The sequence below is a fragment of the Marinomonas transparens genome, assembly GCF_016463975.1.
GTDB lineage: Bacteria > Pseudomonadota > Gammaproteobacteria > Pseudomonadales > Marinomonadaceae > Marinomonas > Marinomonas transparens.
The window spans coordinates 103,760-122,173 of record NZ_JAEMNX010000009.1 but is presented as its reverse complement, the minus strand read 5'-3'; the positions used below and the strand labels follow the sequence as shown (position 1 = coordinate 122,173).

General features: G+C 42.8%; 22 protein-coding genes. 14 read left to right on the top strand and 8 right to left on the bottom strand.

All coding sequences use genetic code 11. The features are described from left to right. Positions 1-10 precede the first annotated feature (10 nt). The 7 genes from cysT to I8J31_RS20865 form a co-directional block, all read right to left on the bottom strand. Complete coding sequence (gene cysT, locus I8J31_RS09560) at positions 11-868, bottom strand: sulfate/thiosulfate ABC transporter permease CysT (RefSeq protein WP_199468210.1); 858 nt, start codon at positions 866-868, stop codon at positions 11-13. A 75-nt stretch (positions 869-943) separates the two neighbouring features. After that, on the bottom strand, positions 944-1,957 hold the full coding sequence (gene cysP, locus I8J31_RS09555; protein ID WP_199468208.1) for a thiosulfate ABC transporter substrate-binding protein CysP: 1,014 nt from the start codon (positions 1,955-1,957) through the stop codon (positions 944-946). Positions 1,958-2,125: 168 nt separating this feature from the next. Beyond that, a complete protein-coding gene (locus I8J31_RS09550; RefSeq protein WP_199468206.1) occupies positions 2,126-2,512 on the bottom strand; it encodes a hypothetical protein in 387 nt (128 codons plus the stop codon). A 121-nt stretch (positions 2,513-2,633) separates the two neighbouring features. Beyond that, positions 2,634-2,945, bottom strand: coding sequence for a cupin domain-containing protein (locus I8J31_RS09545; protein WP_199468204.1), 312 nt, complete (start codon positions 2,943-2,945; stop codon positions 2,634-2,636). A 140-nt stretch (positions 2,946-3,085) separates the two neighbouring features. Continuing rightward, positions 3,086-3,373, bottom strand: coding sequence for an antibiotic biosynthesis monooxygenase family protein (locus I8J31_RS09540; RefSeq protein WP_199468202.1), 288 nt, complete (start codon positions 3,371-3,373; stop codon positions 3,086-3,088). A 30-nt stretch (positions 3,374-3,403) separates the two neighbouring features. Next, positions 3,404-3,571, bottom strand: a complete 168-nt coding sequence (locus I8J31_RS09535; protein WP_199468200.1) for a hypothetical protein — start codon at positions 3,569-3,571, stop codon at positions 3,404-3,406. 39 nt (positions 3,572-3,610) lie between these two features. Then, entirely contained in the window at positions 3,611-4,204 is a 594-nt protein-coding gene (locus I8J31_RS20865) for a type II toxin-antitoxin system RelE/ParE family toxin (protein ID WP_233402679.1), read from the bottom strand. 160 nt (positions 4,205-4,364) lie between these two features. Between I8J31_RS20865 and I8J31_RS09520 the strand changes: the two genes are divergently transcribed. The 4 genes from I8J31_RS09520 (at position 4,365) to I8J31_RS09505 (ending at position 7,198) form a co-directional block, all read left to right on the top strand. Then, on the top strand, positions 4,365-4,595 hold the full coding sequence (locus tag I8J31_RS09520) for a Trp family transcriptional regulator (protein WP_199468198.1): 231 nt from the start codon (positions 4,365-4,367) through the stop codon (positions 4,593-4,595). Continuing rightward, the gene (locus tag I8J31_RS09515; protein ID WP_199468196.1) at positions 4,592-6,025 is read left to right on the top strand and encodes an anthranilate synthase component I family protein; all 1,434 of its coding nucleotides are present in this window, start codon (positions 4,592-4,594) and stop codon (positions 6,023-6,025) included. Before I8J31_RS09520 ends, I8J31_RS09515 begins: the two co-directional genes overlap by 4 nt. An 11-nt stretch (positions 6,026-6,036) precedes the next feature. Then, on the top strand, positions 6,037-6,699 hold the full coding sequence (locus I8J31_RS09510) for an anthranilate synthase component II (protein ID WP_199468195.1): 663 nt from the start codon (positions 6,037-6,039) through the stop codon (positions 6,697-6,699). Between the two features lie 148 nt (positions 6,700-6,847). Next, positions 6,848-7,198, top strand: a complete 351-nt coding sequence (locus I8J31_RS09505) for a hypothetical protein (RefSeq protein ID WP_199468194.1) — start codon at positions 6,848-6,850, stop codon at positions 7,196-7,198. A gap of 148 nt (positions 7,199-7,346) precedes the next feature. On the opposite strand, the gene I8J31_RS09500 is transcribed toward I8J31_RS09505, so the two are convergent. After that, the gene (locus I8J31_RS09500; protein ID WP_325101191.1) at positions 7,347-8,087 is read right to left on the bottom strand and encodes an ElyC/SanA/YdcF family protein; all 741 of its coding nucleotides are present in this window, start codon (positions 8,085-8,087) and stop codon (positions 7,347-7,349) included. A 104-nt stretch (positions 8,088-8,191) separates the two neighbouring features. Between I8J31_RS09500 and I8J31_RS09495 the strand changes: the two genes are divergently transcribed. The 10 genes from I8J31_RS09495 (at position 8,192) to I8J31_RS09450 (ending at position 18,399) form a co-directional block, all read left to right on the top strand. After that, positions 8,192-8,656 (top strand): GNAT family N-acetyltransferase, encoded by a 465-nt coding sequence (locus tag I8J31_RS09495; RefSeq protein WP_199468193.1) that lies wholly within the window; start codon positions 8,192-8,194, stop codon positions 8,654-8,656. A 172-nt stretch (positions 8,657-8,828) separates the two neighbouring features. Continuing rightward, the gene (locus I8J31_RS09490) at positions 8,829-9,344 is read left to right on the top strand and encodes a ferritin-like domain-containing protein (protein WP_199468192.1); all 516 of its coding nucleotides are present in this window, start codon (positions 8,829-8,831) and stop codon (positions 9,342-9,344) included. 196 nt (positions 9,345-9,540) lie between these two features. Then, on the top strand, positions 9,541-10,230 hold the full coding sequence (locus I8J31_RS09485) for a GDSL-type esterase/lipase family protein (RefSeq protein ID WP_199468191.1): 690 nt from the start codon (positions 9,541-9,543) through the stop codon (positions 10,228-10,230). A 137-nt stretch (positions 10,231-10,367) separates the two neighbouring features. Then, on the top strand, positions 10,368-11,378 hold the full coding sequence (locus I8J31_RS09480; RefSeq protein ID WP_325101190.1) for an aldose epimerase family protein: 1,011 nt from the start codon (positions 10,368-10,370) through the stop codon (positions 11,376-11,378). Positions 11,379-11,606: 228 nt separating this feature from the next. After that, on the top strand, positions 11,607-12,692 hold the full coding sequence (locus tag I8J31_RS09475) for a TRAP transporter substrate-binding protein (RefSeq protein WP_199468190.1): 1,086 nt from the start codon (positions 11,607-11,609) through the stop codon (positions 12,690-12,692). A gap of 104 nt (positions 12,693-12,796) precedes the next feature. Further along, on the top strand, positions 12,797-13,336 hold the full coding sequence (locus I8J31_RS09470; RefSeq protein ID WP_199468188.1) for a TRAP transporter small permease subunit: 540 nt from the start codon (positions 12,797-12,799) through the stop codon (positions 13,334-13,336). Positions 13,337-13,370: 34 nt separating this feature from the next. Then, entirely contained in the window at positions 13,371-14,660 is a 1,290-nt protein-coding gene (locus I8J31_RS09465) for a TRAP transporter large permease (RefSeq protein WP_199468186.1), read from the top strand. A gap of 131 nt (positions 14,661-14,791) precedes the next feature. Continuing rightward, positions 14,792-16,135, top strand: coding sequence for a cache domain-containing protein (locus tag I8J31_RS09460; protein WP_199468184.1), 1,344 nt, complete (start codon positions 14,792-14,794; stop codon positions 16,133-16,135). A 163-nt stretch (positions 16,136-16,298) separates the two neighbouring features. After that, positions 16,299-17,036, top strand: a complete 738-nt coding sequence (locus I8J31_RS09455; protein ID WP_199468182.1) for a response regulator — start codon at positions 16,299-16,301, stop codon at positions 17,034-17,036. After that, a complete protein-coding gene (locus I8J31_RS09450) occupies positions 17,029-18,399 on the top strand; it encodes an ATP-binding protein (protein ID WP_199468180.1) in 1,371 nt (456 codons plus the stop codon). Before I8J31_RS09455 ends, I8J31_RS09450 begins: the two co-directional genes overlap by 8 nt. Positions 18,400-18,414 lie beyond the last annotated feature (15 nt).

The window sequence follows — 18,414 nt, the reverse complement described above, 5'->3', positions numbered from 1 at the left end:
GCGATGCTCCTTAGCGTCCGTGCAAGCGGCGTAAATAACGCGCTTGCCATAAGTTAATTGCGAACAAGAGCACCAAAGAGGCCATTAACACCACAGAGGCAATGGCGCTCGCCGCTGGGAAATCGAATTCTTGTAAGCTCACAAAGATCATTAATGAGGTGATTTCACTCACATAAGGCATGTTGCCAGCAATAAAGATCACTGCGCCAAACTCGCCTAAGCTTCGAGTGAATGACAAGGCCACGCCTGTCATTAATGCAGGCCAAAGGGCGGGGAATATTACCCGACGAAATACCGCCCAATCGGAAGCGCCGAGTGTCATACCCGCTTCTTCCTCTTCAGGTGAGAGTTCTTCTAATACGGGTTGAACGGTGCGTACGACAAAGGGAATACTGGTAAAAGCCATCGCCAATACAATGCCCACAGGCGTATAGGCAACTTTAATGCCCAAACTTTCTAGTATTGAGCCATACCAACCATTTTGTGCATATAAGGTGGCTAAGGTGATACCTGCTACTGCAGTGGGTAACGCAAAAGGTAAATCAACAAGGGCGTCTAAAATACGACGACCGGGAAATTCGTAACGCACTAACACCCAAGCTAAAAGCAACCCTAAAAAGCCATTAAAAATAGAGGCAATGAATGCGGCCCACAGGGTGACTTTGTAACTGGCAACCACACGTTCATCACTGATAACACTCCAATATTGTTCCCAACCCATATCGGCGGTTTGCATAACCAAGCCTGCCATTGGCAGCAACATGATCAAACTGATAAACAACAAAGAGGTGCCTAGACTCAAGCCTAGTCCGGGTAATACCCGTTTATGGCGAGGACGAGGGTGGTCGACGCTAAGGTTGGTTGCCATGATTACTTCTCTTTTAATAGACGGAAAAAGCCGAACACTGACCATGTTCGGCTTTCTGATAACCTATTCTAACAATTAACGGCGTTGAAGTTGATCCAGTTTACCGCCATTTTTGAAGATTTCTTTGGTCGCTTTTGGCCAGCCACCGGCAATCTCTTCTACAGTTAGCAATGTCACTTCTGGGAACTTATCGGCAAACTCTGCTTTTACCACATCGTTATGGATGCGGTAGTTAAAACCTGCAAGAAGACGTTGAGATGCTTCACTGTACAAGTAGTTTAGATACTCATGAGACACTTCTTCAGTACCGTGCTTTTTCGCATTTTTCGCGACAACAGCCACAGGGAATTCCGCCAAGATAGAGGTTTTAGGCACCACTACTTCATATTTATCTGCACCGTACTGGTTACGGATATTGTTGACTTCCGATTCAAAGGTAATCAATACATCACCTATGCCACGCTCAACGAAAGTTGTCGTTGCGCCACGGCCACCCGTATCAAAAACAGAGACGTTTTTAAGGAAGGTGCTTAGAAATTCATCGATTTTCGTTTCGTTGTTTTTGCCAAAGGTATTTTGCGCATAACCGAAAGCGGCTAGGTAAGTGTAACGACCATTACCCGATGTTTTAGGGTTAGGGAAAACTAAAGCCACATCTTTACGCGCTAGGTCGCCCCAGCTTTGAATGTTCTTTGGGTTGCCTTTACGAACAAGAAACGCCGTTGTTGAGTAATAAGGTGAACTGGCGTTGGGGAATTCTTTCTTCCAATCCGCAGGGATCATTTTGCCTTTGTCATGCAAGACTTGCACGTCAGTGACTTGGTTGAATGTCACTACGTCTGCTTGCAAACCGTTCATAATGGCATTGGCTTGTTTTGAAGAGCCTGCGTGAGATTGTTTGATTTCTATGGTTTTCCCGGTTTTTTCTAACCAGTGTTTTTCGAACGTTGGGTTATAGGTAGCGAATAATTCACGCGCGATGTCGTAAGAAGTATTCAGAATAGTTTGATCCGCAGCCGACGCTTGAACGGCGCCGCTTAACAGCAAAGTGCCAATAACGGCTTTAAAGAAACGTGGCTTAGCTTTCATAGTATCCTCGGTGTATATAACAATGATTCTTAATAAGGGTGAAGGTTACTTAAAAGTTTTAGTTATTACAACATCGATCTATAGACTTATTTGAAATATACGCTGTGGGTTAAATTTATATCAATTTGTCCAGTTGGTATATTTTCTATCGATTGTATTTTTTTGGTGCTAACCATTCAGGTTTAGCATGATTAAAGTGTAAGCATAAAGACAGGCGCAAGCGGCCAGAGCGGCTATTCCTGAAGCATTTAAAAGGTGAGGAAATCGAAGTCTCGCTTGCTGAATTTTTAACATAGGAAGTTTTAAACGCTCAGGCCAAGAGGTGGGGTTAAGCAATGGCAAACTGTGAAAGAGCATCAACAGGCCTGAGATTAATGCCGCATTTCCCCAAAATTCGCCCATGTGTTGTAAACCATACCAAGCTACATTCCATAGTCCTGCCAAAAAAGCCCATAGAGCGATTTCACCTTGGTATTTTTGTAACCTTTGTAGCAATGGATTCGGTACTGATAAGAGTAAAATGAGAATCATAAAAACCGTGACGACAATGCCCATGTGTTTGCCTTTTTTAATGTAAGTCGGTGATGAAAAGTGAATACAGGGATTAGACGTGACAGAAGGGCAAGGTATTACAGGGGAATAAAAATATGTGTCATTTAGTGTGTAAAGTGATTACTTAAACACTGCCTTCTTTTTCGATTACTAAAATACGCGCTTCACCAATAGGGTGTGCAACATGTTCTGTACCGACCGCTGCGAAGAAAATATCTCCAACCGTCATTAATTGAATATGTTCTTCACCATTTTTTCGATAGTGCATATTTACCTCGCCATCTAACACCACAAACACTTCTTCCCCGTCATTGATGTGCCATTTATAGGGCTGATCTGTCCAGTGTAGGCGAGTCGTGACACCACTCATATTGGCAATGTCTAACGCGCCCCAAGCACGATCTGCTGTGAAGTCTTTGGCTTTGATGAATGTCATAAAAAAAGGCCTTGTTTTAGTGATCTTTAACAATGCACAGAAAGTACTAGAGACAGATTTGATAGCCAAGTTAGAAAACGAATAAACGTCACTTTGATGGTAAAAGCGACGTTTTACTGGTGGAATCAGGAAGTATGATTTTAAACCTCATAATGATGAACCGAATACTGCTTGGCGTACTTTTCCATGCCTTCAGGAATAAAGGCTTTGTGCCAATCTTCTCCTAGAAATGCAACCAGCTTATCTTTGCTTTGCCATTTAGACACCATGGCGTATTCATTCGGGTTAGATTCAACGGGAAAGCCAATCTCAATAGACACACAGCCATCTTGAGCTTCCAACGCGCCTACCGATAAACTGCGGAATTTGACTTCAAACTCCTCGCGGTATTCTGGATGGATTTCAACACGGAAAAATCGAGTGATCATATTGGTGTACCGATAGGGGCGATGAGAAATTTATTTTTTTAAGCGCCTTAGAATGATCTTTTTTGCCTCTTGGTTTGATGTGCCTTGCTCTTTAGATAATTGCAGCTCTGCAATTTTGATTTCCTTGATGAGTTGTCGTTCGTTGTGTATGGCGATGGCTTGCTCTAGAGATTCTTTTAATTCTTCGTAGAAACTCATTTTTCATAACCTCTGTTCTTTGAAGTCTAAGATCTGTTTTCAGGTGTCATTTGGCATTTTGTGTGATGTCAGGCTAAGTTCAAAACCACAAGCATTGGCGTATTTTAGCAATGTTGCCCAGCTTGGGTTGGCGTTGCCGCGTTCTAACCGACTGATATTGCTTTTTTGAGTGTGCATACGCATTGCTAGTTGCTCTTGAGTTAAACCAGCTTGTTTACGCATAGAAAGAAGTTGGTCAATAAAAGCGAACTCACTTTCGAGCCTTTCATATTCCGTATGTACTTCTTTATTTTTTAGCGCTCGTTCTTTTAAATTTTGTAAACTCATAGTGACTGAACCTTTTGCTAGGTTTAATTCTCGCTTTGGCGTCTTTTGTGATTTCTTCACAAAGGCGTGTAATACAAATATTTGTTGGCCTTTTAAGTAGCAAAATAAACCACGGCCAATGCCTTCTTTCGCTTTGGCTCGAATTTCAAAAAGACCATCCCCCATTGATTCTGTGTGAGGTGGGCCAAGGTTTGCTCCATGTTTTTCCATCAGCTCTAAGAGCTTGATCATCCGTGCTTGAATTTTTGGTGGCATGGTAAGAATGGAATCTTCTACGCCGTCATAAAAATGTATTTTCCAGCTCATGGTTCCCTCCTGGCTGTTATCATTAATGATAACCTCTATTTTAATTCTTTCCATAAAATTTATGCGTTGATTAAAAATCAAAAAATCTATATTGTACTAGTACGTGAATACATAAGCTTTTATCCAATCATAAAAGCAAGACGACGAGAGAGTCGATTTTATGCAGGACTTGATCCAGTTTTTAACACAAGCCGATGACGATGAGATGTTAGAGAAGCGTTTAAAGGCGCTGCTAACACCAAATGAAATCAATGAGATGCAGCATAGGTTGCAAATATTTTCTCTGTTGGAGCAAGGTGTGCCACAACGGGATATTGCCAAACAATTGGGAGTGGGGATTGCCACGGTGACCCGTGGTTCCCGAGCATTAAAGGAAATGAATGAGTCATGAGTCAACAAAACAATAAAAAGCCAGAGCGTATTCGCCTGCCGCGTAAACCTAAGTACATTACCATCAGTTCCGATTGTGATTTTTTTGATTTATTTAAAAAGGTCGAAAAGCGTTTTGATCACTGTTTCATGTTGGAATCCCTTGGTGAAGAGAGTTTTATTTCCCGCCATTCGATTATTGGTTTTGATCCTGAAAAATTGATCTGGGCGGAAGGCAAGCAGCTGTTTATTCAAGAACGTGATGGCAGCACGGAGTCTTATGAATCCGATAATCCGTATTATCTGCTACGCAGCATCGTGCCGCAGAATATTTTATCGCGCGGGTTTGCTGGTGGCCTAACGGGTTATATTGGTTACGACAGTATGAATTACTTTGAACCGAGCTTGGACTTGCAAGCCAGTGAGATGTTCGATGCTTTCCGCTTTGGCTTGTACAAAGATGGCCTGATCTTAGACAAAATGACGGGTGAAGTAATTTATTTCTACTATGAAGACTCGCATGCCAATGGCTCGGGTAATCGCGTGGAGCTTGTTAATCAAATGATGGTGGAACCTACACCAGAAAACGGTTCATTCGTGGTGACACCAATAGGTGAATCCATGACAAAAACCAACCATGCCGATGCGGTGGCTAAGGTAAAGCAAGACATAGTGGACGGTAAAATTTTCCAGTGTGAAGTGGGGTTCAAAAAATGGTTCGACATGGAAGGCGATACCATTAATTTGTATGAGCAACTGCGTGAAGTGAACCCTTCCCCACAAATGTATTACATCAAGTTTGGTGAGCAAAAAGTGATTGGCGCAAGCCCTGAGTTATTGTTCCGTGTACGTCAAGGGGAAATGGAAACCTTCCCTCTGGCAGGCACAGCGAAACGAGGTGTGGACGCAAAAGAAGATACGGCATTGGCGCGTGCTTTGTTGAATGATCCGAAAGAAATTGCTGAACATAATATGATTGTTGATTTGCATCGTAATGATATTGGTCGTGTGGCACGTTTTGGTACGGTGAAAGTGCGCAGTTTGATGGACATTAAACGTTTTAGTCACGTTCAGCATATTTCTAGCGAAATTGTTGGCATTATGGCGGAAGATCATGACATGTTCTCCGCATTAGCCAGTAACTTCCCTGCCGGAACTTTAACGGGCGCACCGAAAATTGAAGCCATGAAGATTATTGATGATTTAGAAAATGACGGTCGTGGCCCATACGGTGGCGCGGTGGGTCAGTTCTCTTTTAATGGGGATTGTATGTTCGCAATTCCGATCCGTACGGTTTTTGCTAATGGCAACAAGGCTTATGTGCAAACCTGTGGCGGCAATGTTTTCGATTCTAATGCGGAAGACGAATACGAAGAAATTCAGCGTAAGTTTGCCGGCACGAAACGTGTGTTAGACAGCTTCGCACCCGCTAATACTCAAGATAAGGTTTAAGGGAAGGTGACATGAAAGTTTATATTATCGACAATTACGACTCCTTCACTTACAACCTTTATCAGTTTATTGGCGAAGTATTGGAAACGGAAAAAAGCCAAGGTGAGATTGATGCCTTTGAGGTGATTGTTAAACGTAACGACGAAGTGACATTAGACGATATTCGTCAAGCGGCACCAGATCGCATTATTATTTCCCCAGGGCCAGGATCACCAGACGACAAAGCCTACTTTGGTGTGTGTGCCGAGGTGATTTTGGAATTCGGTAAAACCATTCCACTGATGGGCGTTTGTCTTGGCATGCAGGGTATTTGCCATGTGTTCGGTGGTAAGGTAGTGAAAGCCCCCTTACCCATGCACGGTAAAACCAGCCCGATTACCCACAATGGTGAAGGCATCTTCCATGACATTCCAGACCAGCTTGAAGTGATGCGTTATCACTCGCTCATTGCCGAAGCAGAAAGCTTCCCTGATGTATTGGAAGTGACGGCATCGGTTGGGGATTTGAAAGAAGCGGATTTCAGTGATTTAGCGACGGTCCACAAGGGCGGTGAGTTTGAATTAATGGGGATTCGCCATAAGGAATATCCTATTCAAGGTATACAGTTCCATCCTGAATCGTTTGCTACCGAAGGTGGTAAAGACTTGATCAAGAACTTTTTGTTTCAGGTTTGATGAAAAAGAAATACGAAAAGGCTGAGCATGCGCTTGGCCTTTTTTGTCTCATTTTTATTCCTCAAGTGAAAAGTCAGATTTAATGAATGCAGCGTAAAGGTACTAGTTAACGCCACTCTAAAGAGAATTGATTCTTATGAAAATACGGTTGTCTATCGCTATTGTTTGTACTGTTTTATCAGGCCTAGGTGTTTGGCTTAGTATTAGCGCGATACTTAATATTATTTCTATGGCTATTAAAGTATTAACTCAAGAAGAAGCATTAACCTGGGAAAGGTTGAGGGACGTTTTTTTTCTTATTTTTCCGTTGGCTTGGTTTTTTTACTTTAGAATTTGTCATTACTGGGTAAGGTTTAATTACGTACCTTATTCGCTTATTTTACCCGGTACATTATTCGGTGTTATATGCATTGCAGCTACTGTTGGCTTTGGTATTGTTTTTACCTTTCCAGCGGTTCTTCTCATGTTCTATATCTTGTTTTTTGTTATTAAAAAATAGGTATAGCAATAGTGAGCGGTAAGGGTTACTTCCTTAAAAGCTCTGAGATAAAAGCTAGCGTAATGCAACTGGCTCATGCAGAAATTAAGGCAGCGCCCAGCAATGGCAGCTGCCTTTTTTAGTTTGCATGATTGGTTGCAAAAAATGATTACCCTTTGATCCACTGCCAAGCGCGACCTAGCCATTCGTAGAAGGCTCTTTGGCTGTTGTAGCTGGCATTAGCACTGATACGCCAGTCACTTTGTTTCGATCCCAAATATAAGGCGGGAGCGGGAATAGCATTGATATTCGCTCGTTCAAAGAAGGTAAATGCACGCTTTAAATGGGAGGCTTCGGTCACTAGGGTAATGCGTTTCCCCCTTAGATCCGCTTCCATCATATTGGCCTCATCTTCGGTGTCTTTGGCGAGCGGGAAGGTTTTAATTCGTGTTGGGCTTACTCCCAGTTCTATCGCGGCTTCACGCATCACCTCAGCATGCGACTTTATATTTCCACCACCATAGCCAGAGACAAACAACATGGCGTCTGGGTTGGCTCTTAAAATACGTAGCCCTTCTTCCAAGCGGAAAAGCGCACTTCTGCTTAATGTCATGACCGCTGGCGTATTGCTAAGGACCTTGTGTCCACTGCCGAGCACAACGACCACATCAACGGGTTGGGTGATATCAAAAATAGGGTAGTCGTGCTCAACCGTGGCAATGAGCCTGTCTGCCACAGGATTCCAGCTGGTTAAACCTAAAAGCAATATGGCGCAGAATAAAAAGAATTTAGCAGTTTTCGGCCGTTTCTTTATTAGGAAAAGCGCGAGAAGCATAGCCATAAGTGTGAGAGGAATTGGCATCAGCATGGTACCAACGATTTTTTTAATATAAAAAAGAATCACGCTCACGGTATTTTACCTCCTTAAATAAGATGCTTAGAATACCTTATTAATGAAAGACAACAGAGCTTTCCGTTTAACTTTCTACTTTAATTTTATTCTCAGGATGCAGTATGTTTTCTATTCGCCAAGCCGCTTTTCCGCAAGATAATGACCCTGTTTTAGCTATCTTTCGTGAATACATTGCTTCTGCGCCTGTCAGTTTAGATTACCAACAGAATGAGCAGGAGTTTGTTTCTTTAGAAAGTAAATACTCACTTCCATATGGTGTGGTTTTCTTAATTTTTAAAGAGGATGAAGTGGTTGGTTGTGCGGCGTTTCGACGTGTGGATGATCGAGTATGTGAAATGAAGCGTGTTTATATTCGCCCTACGGAGCGAGGTCATCGTTTAGGTGAAAAACTGGTCACAGAATTAATGGGTTGCGCTAAGGAAAATGGCTATCAGCGAATGTGTCTTGATGTACTAGCGGATTTTGAAACGGCTAGAAAACTGTATATAAAACTGGGCTTTGAGCCTTGTGATCCTGTGAGCTACAACCCAATACCGGGAACGCATTTCCTCGGACGTGACTTGTGATGTCATAACTAATTTTCCCTTCCTCTTTGTGTCATTCTTTTAGTTTCTGACTTTTTTACCTGACCTATGTCATGAAAAGCTATTTTCTTCCTAACTGTTCTTCATATGTAGGCTTTACTGTATATTAGTGGTTTCTAATATTTTGAGGCCTTAATTCCAGTAGGAGGAAATAATGAAAAATAATTTACGACTTTGGTTAAAAGGGGGACTTATTACATGCTTAATGATTTGCTTGCCAGCGCTGGCATCAGGCGATAATTATGGTGCCGTGGGTGCTGAAAACCTGTCTGACAAAGAGCTCACGTTAGAAGTAATGCTTAACTTCGCATTAGAGGATGAATACCTTGCAAGGGGAGAGTACCAAAAGATCATCGAGACCTTTGGTGGTAAGAAGCCTTTTACTAATATTATTAAAGCAGAAGAAAAACACATTACTTGGTTAGTACCATTGTTTGAAAAATATGGCATTGCTTTACCCGTTGACCGTGGCATGGAAAGCGCTGTGATACCGGCGAACTATGAAGAGACTTTTTCTATTGGTGTTGCTGCTGAAATAGCCAATATTGATATGTATTCACGTTTTCTAAAACTGGATCTACCCAGTGAGGTGGAAGACGTCTTTATGCGCCTGCGTAAAGCGTCAGAAAACCATTTGGCGGCTTTTCAACGGTGGGAAGCTAAGTACTAAACATGATCGTCCCCTTTCTTATTTAACCCAATAATGGTCATGTGACTATTATTGGGTTACTTCTCTTTTTACAGCGATATGTAAAAGGTTCTTTGACTTATTGTTGTTCATGTTGATCAAAGCTCCCTTTTAATAAAGCCTTTACGTGTTCTAATTAAAAAGCATTGCTCTTTGTCTTTTGCTGTGAATTGATAGGATGCTATTTAGTATTAAGCTAAGGTTGTTTGTGGTGATTGAAATTCCTTTGTCTGTTGTTCCTGCAAAGCAAGAAACCGATTGGTGGCTACCTCGTCATGAAGCAAAGCTCGTACAAAAAGAAGCCATGGATCGTGTCGATTTGGTGTTTCTCGGTGATTCCATTACTCAGGCGTGGGAGGTGGAAGGTGCAGATATATGGGATGAGTTCTACCGTCCGCGTAATGCCTTGAACCTTGGCTTTAATGGCGATAGAACCGAGCATGTGTTGTGGCGCCTTGAGCAAGGGGAAGTGGATGACATTCAGCCGAAACTTTTGGTCTTGCTAATTGGCACTAACAATACTGGGCATCGACAGGATAAAGCAGAAGATACGGCCTTAGGTATCAAGAAAATCTTAGATGTGTTGGCTGAGAAATTACCTCATACCAAAATCTTATTACTGGCTATCTTTCCCCGTAGTGCGAAGCCGACACAACAGTTACGTGTACTCAATGATTCCATCAATCAAATCATTCAACACTATGGGGATGACGAAAGGGTGTTTTATCTCGATATTAATGCTCATTTTTTAACGAATGAAGGCGTTTTGAGTCGTCGTGTAGCGAAGGATTTTCTGCATCCCAATGGGAGTCAGTATTCGCGATGGGCGGATTTGATTGAGCCTAGTATTCAGCGTTTGATGAAATGACTTTTTGCTTAGCTTTATGGACAAAGACATATCGGGATTGCTATCCAGATTCTATATTATTTCATTTGAACGACATGTCTTTGGTGAATATGATGCGCTTTGATTGATGTTTGCTTTTTGATAATAAGGACGCACTTGTGAATACAAAAATAATAAAGATAGGAACCTTGGCGGAAGAGACAGTTCAACAAATACGCCTGCATAACGCGTCGTTGGATGTCAGCATTTTAACTTATGGTGCGACGATTCAATCTGTTCACTTGAATGGCTATGAGCATTCATTGGTCTTGGGTTCGAATAGTTTGTTCGCCTATCAGCAAGAGGCAAAGTATTTCGGCGCGGTGGTCGGACGTGTTGCTAACCGTGTTGCCAATGGTCATGCCGTTATTGCGGGCAAAACTTATCTATTGCCCCTGTCACCACCAGAACCCAATCAATTACATGGCGGGCCATTTGGCACGGGTAATCTGAATTGGGCAATTGAGGCCAGTGGTGAGGACTTTGTGCATTTACAAGTGAAGTTGGCCGATGGTCATATGGGGTACCCCGGCAATATGCTGGTTAATCTGATTTATCGCTTGATTGGTGATGCCTTGGAGATGGAGATTGAAGCCGTTTCAGATCAAACCACCTTGTGTAATTTTGCTGGTCACAGTTATTTTAATTTAGATGGCACGGGTTCTATTTTGGATCATAGTCTGTCTATTCATGCTGAGTCGTATTTGCCGGTGGATGACAACTTGATTCCGACTGGTGAGATTAAAAGAGTTGAAGGTACGGCGTTTGATTATCGAACATCTCGTGCCATTGGCTCTAAAAATGGCACAGCAGAGTATGTTGGGTTAGACACGAATTTTTGTTTATCCGATCAGCGTCAGGAGATGCGTGAAGTAGCGACCTTGATTGCTCCGAAAACAGGCTTGACGCTCACTTACCAGACAACCGAAACAGGCTTGCAGGTGTACGATGGACGATATATTTCGCTGGCGTCTGAGCTCAATATCAATCAAGGTTTATTGCGTGCTTACTCTGGTGTGGCGTTGGAAGCGCAAGCTTGGCCCGATGCGGTTCATCATTCTGTTTTCCCTTCTGTTGTGTTAAATGCAGATCAGCTTTATCAACAAAGAACACGTTACCAATTCAATTGATTCTTATTGTCCAGATAGGCCGAATTTATAGAAGATAGCCAAGCTTTTTTAGCTTGGTTATGTTGTTTGTTAATTTCGTCATCTACGTATTAATACGTAGGTGACTAGGTAGTTCCCGTTTTTTGTTCGGTATTCGTACGAATTGTTTACACTTTCTAATCGCGCGATTATCCGCCCTGCTAGTTCATATCTTTACCCAATAATCATAACAACAGGATGATAAAAACAATGAAATCCTTGAAGATAACCACCCTAGTTGCTGCCGCTGCAGTGACTATCAGTGCTATTTCCCTGCCTGCTTTTGCTGCGGACAGAGTCTATAAACTTAAGATGGCTGAGACTTGGTCAGCTAACTTCCCTATTTTTGGCGATGCTCCTCGTAACATGGCTCGCATGGCTGAGGAAATGTCGAATGGTCGTTTAAAAATTACTATCGACTCTTCTAATAAACATAAAGCGCCTTTTGGTGTGTTTGATATGGTTCGTTCAGGTCAGTACGACTTAGGCCATTCCGCGTCTTATTATTGGAAAGGTAAGGTGCCAAACACCTTGTACTTCACCACTATGCCATTCGGTATGATCACGCCAGAACAATACGGTTGGTTCTATGAAGGTGATGGTATGAAGCTAATGGAGAAGGTGTATCAACCTTTCGGTTTGTTGTCTTTCCCAGGTGGTAACACAGGCAACCAAATGGGAGGCTGGTTCCAGAAAGAAATCAATTCATTGGATGACCTTAAAGGTCTGAAAATGCGTATCCCAGGGTTCGCAGGTGAAGTCTTGGCTAAGTTAGGTGCGAAGCCAACTAACATTGCTTCAGGCGAGCTTTATACTGCCCTTGAACGTCGCACTATCGATGCCCTTGAGTGGGTCGGACCTTCCCTAGATTTACGTATGGGTTTCCACAAAATCGCACCTTACTATTACACTGGCTGGCATGAGCCTGCAACGGAACTTCAATTCTTAGTCAACCAACGTACTTGGAAGAAGTTGCCTGATGATCTGCGTGAAATCTTACGTGTGTCTATGAAGTTAGCTGCGTACGATATGTATACGCAGTCTTATCATGAAAGCGGTGTGAACTGGGCGACTATGGCTTCTGAATACCCGAATATTCAGGTTAAAACCTTTCCTAAAGAAGTGTTAGCGGCCATGAAAAAAGCTAACCAGGAGTTGCTTGCAGAGAAGTCTGCCGCCGACCCTGTCGCGAAGGAAATCATTGAGTCTCAAGCGGCCTATATGAAAACAGCTCGTGTTTGGACCAATATCTCTGACCGTGCTTACCTTGAAAGTGTTGACAGTTTAGCGGAATAAATCTCTAAGAGGCCTGTTGCATATTTTGTGGAACAGCCTCTCTTACAGGGCAAGTGAGTACCGCATGGTATGAGCCTGCCCTGTGTCTTTTCTAGGAGCTTGTAATGTTGTTAATCAACCTAGAACGAGGTATTACTCGTTTTTCAAATCTACTGGGTGTTATCTCCACTGTGTTGTTTATTGGTCTGCTTTTTAATGTCTTTTACGATGTTTTAATGCGCTACGCCTTTAATGATGTCTCTATTGGTATGCAGGAGCTGGAGTGGCATTTGTACGCGGCCGTTTTCTTGCTAGGAATTCCCTATGGAATACAACATGGTGGTCATGTTCGTGTGGATTTGATCTACGAAAACCTATCAATTCGAGGTAAAGCTTGGGTTGACCTGTTCGGTTGTGTGTTCTTCTTGTTACCTTTTACTTTACTCGTGGGTTACTACGGTATTGGTTTTGCCCATGAAGCATTTTTGTTAGGGGAAACCAGTGGCGACCCAGGTGGTTTACCCTACCGCTGGATTATTAAAGCGGTTATTCCTTTTGCCTTTTTCTCTATGGCAGTCAGTGGCTTGGGTATGTTGATTCGTTCTATCAATGCCATACGAGGGTTGAGTGTGGACGGTTTTTCGCATCCACCTATTCAACATTAATCCTTGTTGCCATTTTTAAGTTTGTAGGTCGTTTATGATTGGAATTATGATGTTTTTTGTTGCCCTAGTAATGTTATTACTGGGCTTCCCTGTTGCCTTTACGTTTGGCGGCATTGCCTTGATCTTTGGGGTGTTTGCTGAAGGTTTTGATATGTTTGCTTTTATGCCGTTCCGCATACAAAGCTACATGGAAAACACGACCATGATGGCGGTGCCCCTGTTTGTCTTTATGGGCATAGTGCTACAAAAAACTCGCTTGGCTGAGCAGTTGCTGGAAGCCATGGGCAAGTTATTTGGTGGTGTTCGCGGTGGTTTAGCGATTTCTACTATATTAGTAGGGGCTCTGTTGGCGGCATCGACGGGTGTGGTCGGCGCAAGTGTGGTTGCCATGGGGCTAATTTCTTTACCTGTGATGCTTAAGTACAACTACAACAAGTCGTTGGCCTGCGGCACGATTTGTGCGTCTGGTACCTTAGGACAAATTATCCCGCCTTCTATTATTTTGATTATCTTGGGTGACGTGTTAGGTATCCCAGTCGGTGACCTGTTCCATGCTGCTTTGTATCCAGGTATGGCGTTGATTGCTTGTTACATTATTTATATTTTGATTCTTACCTTCTTAAATCCTGAAATGGCACCGGCCATGCCACAGGAGCTAGATGACGAAACGCGTGCAGAGCAAATTTTCAGTGCGTTAAAAGCCATTATACCGCCTTTGGCACTCGTCTTAATCGTATTGGGTTCTATCTTTACCGGTATTGCGACACCAACAGAGTCTTCTGCTTTGGGTGGCATGGGCGCGATTGTGTTGGCGCTGTTATATCGCCAGTTTAGTTGGAAAATGCTGTATGACAGTGGCTTAGAAACAGTGAAAGTAACCGCCATGGTCTTTGCTATCCTGATGGGGGCAACCGCTTTCTCTATGGCGTTTAGCTACACAGGTGGGGATTATATTGTTGAGGAAGCCTTGCTTAGCCTACCGGGCGAAAAATGGGGCTTCATTATCTTGGCAATGGTTGTGATTTTGATCTTAGGCTTCTTTATCGATTTCGTGGAAATTGCTTTTATTATTGTGCCGATTCTTGCACCAGTTGCGGAAACACTTGGCATTAATATGGTGTGGTTTGCTATTCTGATTGCAATGAATTTGCAGACATCTTTCCTGACACCGCCCTTTGGTTTCAGTTTATTTTATCTCAAAGGGGTGGCGCCGAGTTCGGTACGAACCAAGGACATCTATAAAGGGGTTATGCCTTTTATCTTGATCCAGATTCTCGTCTTGGCCAGTTTGATGGTCTTCCCTGAATGGTTCGGAATGGGCTAATGTTTCAGAGAGAAAAAGGATTTTCAAGTTATGTTAAAAGCGGGTTTAACCCGCTTTTTTCGTTTATTCTGGCGTTTACTGCTAGAGTGACACCAAGCATTTTTATAACAATAATAAATAGGTCTCGTCCCGTGGGCTTAAAAAGTAAAATTATATTACTGGCTGTGGCCCCTTTGATTGTCGCGACCGCCATCATCATTTATCTGAGTCTTCAGTCTGCCCGTGAGCTGGCAGCGGAAGAGCTGTCTATTTATGAATTCAACTTGGTTGATGCCAAAAAACAGGCGTTGAAAGATCATGTCAATATTGCTTTGTCAGCCATCCAGCCCGTGCTGGACAATACGCAATTAAGTGACGCGCAAGCACAAGCACAAGTGAAAAAAATCCTAACCAGTTTAAGCTATGAAGACGATGGTTACTTTTTTGCCTATGAGATGTCTGGGGTAAATTTAGTTCATCCGACGCAACCGGATTTTGTTGGTGTGAATCTCTGGGAGTTTCAAGATAGGACTGGGAATTTTTTGATTCAGGGACTGATTCAGGCGGCACAGGCGGGCGGTGGTTACCATAGATATATTTGGGAAAAACCTCCTCTCATGCAGCAAGAAGATAAGCTTAGCTATGTGGTCACCATAGAGCGTTGGAATTGGATGATGGGCACAGGCCTGTATCTGGATGATATTTATGCCGAGTTAGCGAAAACCAAAGTGACTATGAACGATAATATCCAGCGTAGCTTTTTTACCGTGATTGTGGTGGTGGTGATTACGGTTGTCTTGGTTATTTTGTTAGGCTTGGTGATCAATTTACATGAGCATAGGCTGGCGGATTCACGCTTGAAAGAGTCTGCTCAGCGTTTTATGCGTTTGCAGGTGAATGAGCGGCGTGGCTTTTCCCGTGAACTTCATGATGGCATTAATCAATTACTGGTCAGTTGTAAGTTTCGCATTGAATTGGCTAGCAATAAATTAAAGCGCGAGCACGATAAAGAAGTCGTGCAACAAGAGTTGCTCAAGGCCGGCGACATGATTAGCCAGACGATTAATGAAGTACGACAAATCTCCCATAATTTACGTCCTACTTTACTGGATGATTTGGGTTTAGATACGGCGCTGAGTTCCTTGATTGATCAGTTTTCTGAACGTACTGACATTCAAGTGGATTATCGCTTTGATGTTCCCGTTGAATTGGCAGATGAAATCGAAATCAGCATTTATCGTCTTACTCAGGAAGCCTTGACCAATATTGAAAAACACGCCCAGGCAAGTCGGGTGTCAATCAAGCTTTGGTTTTTAGGCCAACAGCTTGAATTTGAATGTAAGGACAATGGTAAAGGTATCGTGGCTAGCGCTGAACCAAGTGCAGGCATAGGCTTCATTAATATGCGAGAACGATTAGAATTGATTGGGGGCAGTTTCTTTATTGAATCTCAGAACGGAAAAGGTACGCGGATCTATGCGGTGCTGCCTCTTTAACCTATGTTACCTTCTTGAATTTATTCATAAAAGAGTCGACTGGTGTGGTGAATAATATAGCCAAAAATACGCACCGTTTCATCATATGGACTTTTACTGAATGGTTAGAATAGTTTACTGTCATGGGTGACGATGTTTAGCCGCTAACTTTGATACCAATCTTATGAATGATGAACAACCCTGTACTATTTTACTTATTGAAGATGACCTTAAGCTTGCCGAGTTAATAACAAGCTATTTAGGCCAAAAAGGATTCATTGTTAATCATGCCGAAGATGGTCAGAAAGGACTGGAGTTGGCGGAACAATTATTGCCTCAGCTTATTATTCTCGATCTGATGTTGCCCCATGTCGATGGTTTAACCGTGTGCCGAAAGTTGCAAGCGTGGTACCAAGGGTCGCTGTTGGTGTTGACGGCCAGTGGTGATGATATGGATCAGGTGGCGGTGTTAGAAATGGGGGCGGATGATTTTGTGAGTAAACCCATTCACCCGCGAGTGCTGCTGGCGAGAGTGCGGGCATTGTTACGCCGTTACGAAAAAAATACTGATACTTCCCATCAAACGCCTGAAACCAACAAGGACCAACTGACTTTTGACAGTCTTATGATTAATATGGGACGTAGGCAAGTTGAGCTGGCGGGCGAGCCCGTTAAATTAACAGAAACAGAGTTAGAATTATTATGGTTGCTTGCGAATAACCCCGAGAAACCTGTGTCAAGAGATCAAATTAGTCAGTCGTTACGTGGGATTGAGTACGATGGACAGGATAGATCCATTGACAACAAAATTGTGTCATTAAGAAAAAAACTGGGCGACAGTCATGGGCTTCCCCGCAGGATCATTACCGTGCGCGGCAAAGGTTATCTTTTTATTACTGATCAGTGGCAAGTGAATGTTTAACGATGACAAATCAAGACATAATGGTGACAGTGCTGCACCGCTAAAACAGTCTAAGCTCTCGGTATCTCATTTTTTTGGTATGACCTTGCTTAAACAATTTATCAGCATGTATCTGGCGTTAATTGTTTTGTTTTTCATTTCTACTGTGGGCAATGAAATGCTTTTCAACAGCCTTTATTATGATGAACTCCACGATGATCAGCTCCATGATTACGAAACCGTGGTGACGTTAATAAAGGCGTTATACCCGATTCAGTCTAACGAAGAGTTTCAGACGTTACTGCAAGGTATCAATAAGACCTCCAACCTTCCGATAGAAATCATCCCTTTTGATCAGTTAACACTGTCTGAAAAACAGCTTAGTGATATTCAACAAGGTGTGCCTGTTTGGCCTTTTTTCCCTTTAGATATTCATTTTCAGCTTATTGCACCTAATACCGTTGTGAAAGTTGGCCCGATGAAAGAGAGCGAAGCCGCCGAGTTAGTATTTACTGCTTTTCGATATTTTCCGTTGTTTATTTTTGTTGGCTTTGCCTTACTTTGGGTGCTGGGAATGCAGTATCGATTAGTGAAATTGGAACATACGGCCAATGCATTTAGTCGGGGAGAGTTTGATGCTCGGGCACCTGAAGGTTTTTTAGCTTTGGGTGACCTGAGTAAAACGTTTAACGTGATGGCGGAACGATTAAAACGGCTGTTTGAAAGCCAAAGAAATTTAATCAATGCCGTTTCACATGAATTACGTTCTCCTATTGGGCGCCTTAGGTTTCAGCTGGAAATGGTGGCAGACACCTCTGATGACAATTTGAAAAACCAATATCTGTTGGGCATGAATGCCGACATTGATGATATGGGGGAAATGGTGCATGAACTGCTGAGCTACACGAGGCTTGAGAGCGCGGAACCCTTGCTGAAATTAGAAAATATGGATGTTTCAAGTTGGTTGTTCAAGCAAAAACAGCATCTTGTTTCGGAAATTAATACTGAAATTCACCTTAGCTTGCCAGACAAAGAGACATGGGTGGCGATGGAGCCTCAGCTGATGTCTCGGCTATTACGTAACTTGGTGAGTAATGCAGACAAATACACTAACACTACTATCGTGGTTGGTGTCAGCGTAGACGCGTTGCATTATAAAATGTGGGTAGATGATGATGGCCCCGGCATTACTGAAGAACAGGCCGTGCATTTATTTGAACCCTTTACTCGCCTCGATGTGAGTCGGAATAAAGAAACAGGAGGCTATGGGTTAGGTTTGGCCATTGTGGCGCAAATAGCTCGCCAACATGGTGGCGAGGTGAGCATTCATCGTAGTGAATTCGGTGGCGCCAGAATATTAGTGACTTGGCCTGTAGTGGTCTAGGTTTTATTATTAATA